The organism is Chthoniobacterales bacterium, from assembly GCA_036569045.1.
Taxonomy (GTDB): domain Bacteria; phylum Verrucomicrobiota; class Verrucomicrobiia; order Chthoniobacterales; family JAATET01; genus JAATET01.
This window is the reverse complement of sequence record DATCRI010000002.1, coordinates 1-4,270: the sequence shown is the minus strand read 5'-3', so window position 1 is coordinate 4,270 and position 4,270 is coordinate 1. Positions and strand designations below refer to the sequence as shown.

General features: G+C 64.6%; 5 protein-coding genes. 2 read left to right on the top strand and 3 right to left on the bottom strand.

The features are described 5' to 3' along the window. Positions 1–151: 151 nt before the first annotated feature. The gene (locus tag VIM61_00060; protein ID HEY8898795.1) at positions 152–793 is read left to right on the top strand and encodes a hypothetical protein; all 642 of its coding nucleotides are present in this window, start codon (positions 152–154) and stop codon (positions 791–793) included. A gap of 12 nt (positions 794–805) precedes the next feature. Here VIM61_00060 and ispE read toward each other — a convergent pair whose 3' ends face one another. After that, positions 806–1,639, bottom strand: coding sequence for a 4-(cytidine 5'-diphospho)-2-C-methyl-D-erythritol kinase (ispE, locus tag VIM61_00055; GenBank protein HEY8898794.1), 834 nt, complete (start codon positions 1,637–1,639; stop codon positions 806–808). A gap of 20 nt (positions 1,640–1,659) precedes the next feature. Between ispE and pyrF the strand changes: the two genes are divergently transcribed. Then, positions 1,660–2,349: an orotidine-5'-phosphate decarboxylase gene (gene pyrF / locus VIM61_00050; protein HEY8898793.1), complete on the top strand. Its 690-nt coding sequence runs from the start codon at positions 1,660–1,662 to the stop codon at positions 2,347–2,349. Here pyrF and VIM61_00045 read toward each other — a convergent pair. Further along, entirely contained in the window at positions 2,346–3,839 is a 1,494-nt protein-coding gene (locus tag VIM61_00045) for a hypothetical protein (GenBank protein HEY8898792.1), read from the bottom strand. The two genes, pyrF and VIM61_00045, sit on opposite strands and share 4 nt — an antisense overlap. After that, positions 3,806–4,270 (bottom strand): phosphatase PAP2 family protein (locus VIM61_00040; GenBank protein HEY8898791.1); only part of this gene is annotated, 465 nt, incomplete at its 5' end. The genes VIM61_00045 and VIM61_00040, both read right to left, overlap by 34 nt.

Genomic DNA, 4,270 nt, shown 5'->3' with positions numbered 1-4,270 from the left:
TCGACGAGAAGACCTTCCGCTGGCTGCTCAACGAAGACGCCATGGCCACCGACAAGCTCGGCGACGGCATCCGCAAGTTCGCCGCCGACATCGTCAAACTCGAGAAAATCATCGCTTCGGAAATCTCCGCCTGAGTTTCGGACATCCTTCCATGAAATCCTTCCGCCGCACCCTCATCGTCACCGCGTTTGCCGGCAGCATCGCTGTAGCCTCCGCGGCGCCCCGGGAAATCCCGCCCCTGCCGACCACGAAACCTGGCTCCCAGGTCATCCTGCTCGGCGTGGACAGCGTGCGGAAGGACCTCGCGCTCACGTCGCTCCAGCGGGCCGTGCTGCGGGATCTTCGCGACGAATACCGCGAGGAATCCCGCGCCATCGTGAAAAAGGCCGGGACGGATCTCACCTCGAAGAAGGCCGCCCAGGCTGAGCTCGACGCCCTCACCGCCAGCACGAATCGCCGCGCGCTCCGTGCTCTCAGCGAGGACCAGCGTGCTCGCCTCGGCCAGATCGAATACCAGATCCTCGGCGCTTTCCTGCTGCTCGACGGCAAGGTGCAGCGCAGTCTCGACCTCACGCCGGAACAGCAGAAGAAGCTCGCCTACGTCTGGTGGCGCCTGCAAAAGACGGCATCCGATATCAACAAGCGCTTCGAAGAAGGCAAAATCAGCTACTACGAACGCATCGTCGAACTCCGCGACAATCGGATCGACCGCAGCGACGACATGCTCGAGCGCCTCACGGAGGAACAGCGCGCGAAGCTCGACAAACTCGCCGGCGAGAAACTCGCGATCTAGGACCTCCCAGGTCTAGATCGGCGCTTCGCAGACGGCGGACCACATGGTTTCGCCAAAATACGCCCGCGCTCGCGCCGCAACGGCATCGGCCTCCGCCGGACCGTCGCAGAGCGCAAACATCGTCGAACCCGAGCCCGACATCATTCCGACGTGGCATTCGGGCTGTTCGCGCAGCCAGGCCTTCATCACGGCGAGGAAAGGATACTTCTCGAAAACGGGCCTCTCGAGGTCGTTGACGAACTCGATATCCCTCCACCGCTGCGGGCCGTAGTCCACGCCCGGCAGCTCGATCGACGCGCTCCACCGTTTGTAGGCGGCCGACGTCTCGACGCCAAAGGGCGGCTTGAGGAGCAGGATCGTGAAATGTCCCGGGAGATCGGCGGGCGTGATTAATTCTCCACGCCCTCGCGACCACGAAGGCACGCGCCGGATGAAAAACGGCACGTCCGAACCGATATTGGCCGCAATTTTTTCGAGGCCTTCCACGCCGAGATGCGTCTCGAAAAGCGAGTCGAGCGCCACGAGCACCGCAGCCGCGTCGCTACTGCCCCCGCCGAGTCCGGCTCCCGAGGGAACCTTCTTGTGGATGGCAATGCGCGTCCGAAAGCGCTGGCCCGTGTGGGCCTGAAACTGCCGCGCGGCGACCGCCGCGAGATTCGAGTCGTCCTGCGGAATGGAGGGGTCGTCGCAAACCACGCGCACGCTGTTTCCAATACCGGTGGAGATCGAAATCTCGTCGGCCAGCGAGATCGGCGCCATGAGCGATTCGAGTTCGTGGAATCCATCCAGCCGCTTGCCAAGGATGCGGAGCGAAAGGTTGACTTTCGCGGGTGCGCGCAGCTTCATCGGGCGCGCATCCTCGACCAATGCCAACCGCCGCTAAAGAAAAAATCATCGTCGCTCTCGACGTTCCCACCGCCGCCGAAGCGAAAGCCATCCTGACCGAACTCGAGGGCGCGGCGACGTGGTGCAAAATCGGCATGCAGCTTTTTACGAAGGAAGGCCCCTCGGTCGTCGCGCTGGCGAAGGCCCACGGCTTCCAGGTCTTTCTGGACCTGAAGTTCCATGACATCCCGAATACGGTCGCTTCGGGCGTCCGCTCTGCCGCGGAACTCGGCGTCGACATGCTCACGATTCATCTCGCAGGCGGTCCGGAAATGATCCGTGGGGCCGTCGCGGCAGCGCCGAATGTCTGCGTGCTCGGCGTGAGCGTGCTCACCAGCAGCACGGCGGAGACGCTTGCCGCCGTGGGGATTCCGCACGACCCCGCATCATGGGTGCCGCAGCTTGCCGGCGTCGGCGCAGACTGCGGGATCGGCGGCATCGTTTGCAGTCCGCTGGAAATCGGCACCGTTCGCGCAGCGGTGGGACCAGATGTGAAGATCGTCACCCCGGGCGTGCGTCCCGCAGGGGCGGATCTCGGCGACCAGAAGCGAGTGCTCACGCCGGCCGCCGCAATCGCCGCGGGGGCGGACTACCTCGTGATTGGGCGACCAATTCTGGCCGCCACGGATCGTCGCGCCGCCTTCGAGGCCGTGGTCGCGGAGATCGCCTAGTTCTGCAGGAAAAGGTAGTAGCGCTGCTCGTTCTTTCGAAGCAGCGGGCCGGAATCGAGGGCCGGCTTCACCGGTCCCATCTCCTCCAAAAAGCTCTTGGCGGAGCGATCGGAGAGCACGAGCGCCATGGGCCGACCGGCCTTCCATCGCGCGAACGCGTCGCCCTTGTCCGAGAATCCCACCCGGTCGAAATAAAGAAGCAGTCCCTCGTCGCGCGCCCGCGGCAGGGTGATTTCCGCCTGGCCGTGCGCCCCGGCGAGCGCGCGAACTTTCCCGGAAAACTCCACCAGCGCCGACGTGCGCTCATGAATACTCAAGGGGACCAGCCCGACAAAATACCCCCCTGCCATCAGCAGCCCTGCGAACGTCGCCGCTCCGGTCGCAATGCGGACCCGACGGTCCGACCACGTCGCGGCCGCCGCCTCGACCACGAGCAGGCACAGCGGCGGCACGACCGGGAAAATCCGATCCACGCGCTTCGCCGGGACGAGTGTCATGAGCACCAGACCGCCCATCGCCCACAGCACGAGCCATTTCATCGCCGGGCGACTCTTCAGTTCCCTCCGCACCACCGGCAAGGCAATCACGAGCCCGATGAGCAGCAGACTCCACGGGGCAAACTTGTGAAGGAGATGCGGAAAGTAGAACCACAGCGGCTGCGGACGCTCGTCATCCCGGGAACCTTCCTCAAAGCGGGAGAAGAATTCCCGCTGCACGACATCCTCGTGAAAATCGGGATTCGTGAGCAGCGCTGTGACGCCCCATGCGAGAAAAAGCGCGAGCGGAATCGCCCATGTCCACCACCCGCTCCAGACGAGGCGACGAATGGCCCTGTCCCGCTCGAGGAACGCAAAAGCCACCATCCCGGGCAGGAGAAATGCGTAGATCACCGGCCCCTTGGTGAACAGCGCGGCCGTCATAAACGCAAAGACCAGCCAGCGTTCCGTGGAGGTCCATGCCGTGCCGGCGCGCAGCTTGCGATAGATCATCCAGCCGATGAGGAAGATGAACGCCCCCAGCAGCATGTCGGTGCGGACGAGGGTCGCGAGGCGCGGCGTCAACAGGTTCAGACCGAAGGCCGCAGCTCCCAGCGTGGCGCCCGCGGCGCCGAGGAGGATTTGTCCCTCGCGAATGAGGATCGCGAGCAGGGCCAGCGCCGCGAGAAAGGATGGCAGCCGCCAGGCGAAGTCCCACGGCACGCCCACGAAGCGCATTCCCGCCGAGAGCCACCCCATGAGCGGCGGCTTCGAGGCCGAACGCCCCTGCGGCGTGTGCTGATACCAGAGATTTCCGGTTTTCGAGATTTCGAAGGCCACGTAGGCCTGCTTCGCCTGATCGTAGTTGTCGAGGTGCCAGGGCAGATTGCCGCCCGCAAAAATCAGCAGCAGAAAGGCCACGAGCCCGAGAAAAAACGGACGGCTCGCCGGCAATCGCTCGAAAAATGCGGCGATGCGATTCACGAGCACCGTCGCATTTTTGCCCGCACCCATGCGGCCACCTCATCCCCGCGACGAACCGCCGTGCGCCAGCAAAGCCACGCGACCCCCAGCGCCACGAGGGTCGCGACCGTCACGTCGGAGAGATGATGCGCGCCCAGCAACATCCGCGAGAGGGCGATTCCGAAAGCGATCAGCATCGCAGCGCTGCCGAGCAACGGCCGGGCGAAGAGCAGCACGCCGGCGAACCCCACAGCGGTGGCGGTGTGTCCGGACGGGAACGAATTGTATTTGGAATTCCCGATCGTGAGCTTCCCGTCGTGATACGGACCATACCAGCCCTGTTCGATTTTCGGGCTCTCGCGCGGCCGAGTGCGCCCGGTCGTCAGGCGAGCGGCGTTCACCAGCATGCCCGCCAGGGTCGACGCAACCATCGCGGTAACGAGAATCCGCTGCCAGTCCTGGTTCCGCGCCCGCCCTGCCAC

Coding starts and splice junctions, on each gene's coding strand:
- pyrF (HEY8898793.1), top strand. CDS start 1,660: ATGCCAACCGCCGCTAAAGAAAAAATCATCGTCGCTCTCGACGTTCCC.
- ispE (HEY8898794.1), bottom strand. CDS start 1,639: ATGAAGCTGCGCGCACCCGCGAAAGTCAACCTTTCGCTCCGCATCCTT.
- VIM61_00060 (HEY8898795.1), top strand. CDS start 152: ATGAAATCCTTCCGCCGCACCCTCATCGTCACCGCGTTTGCCGGCAGC.
- VIM61_00045 (HEY8898792.1), bottom strand. CDS start 3,839: ATGGGTGCGGGCAAAAATGCGACGGTGCTCGTGAATCGCATCGCCGCA.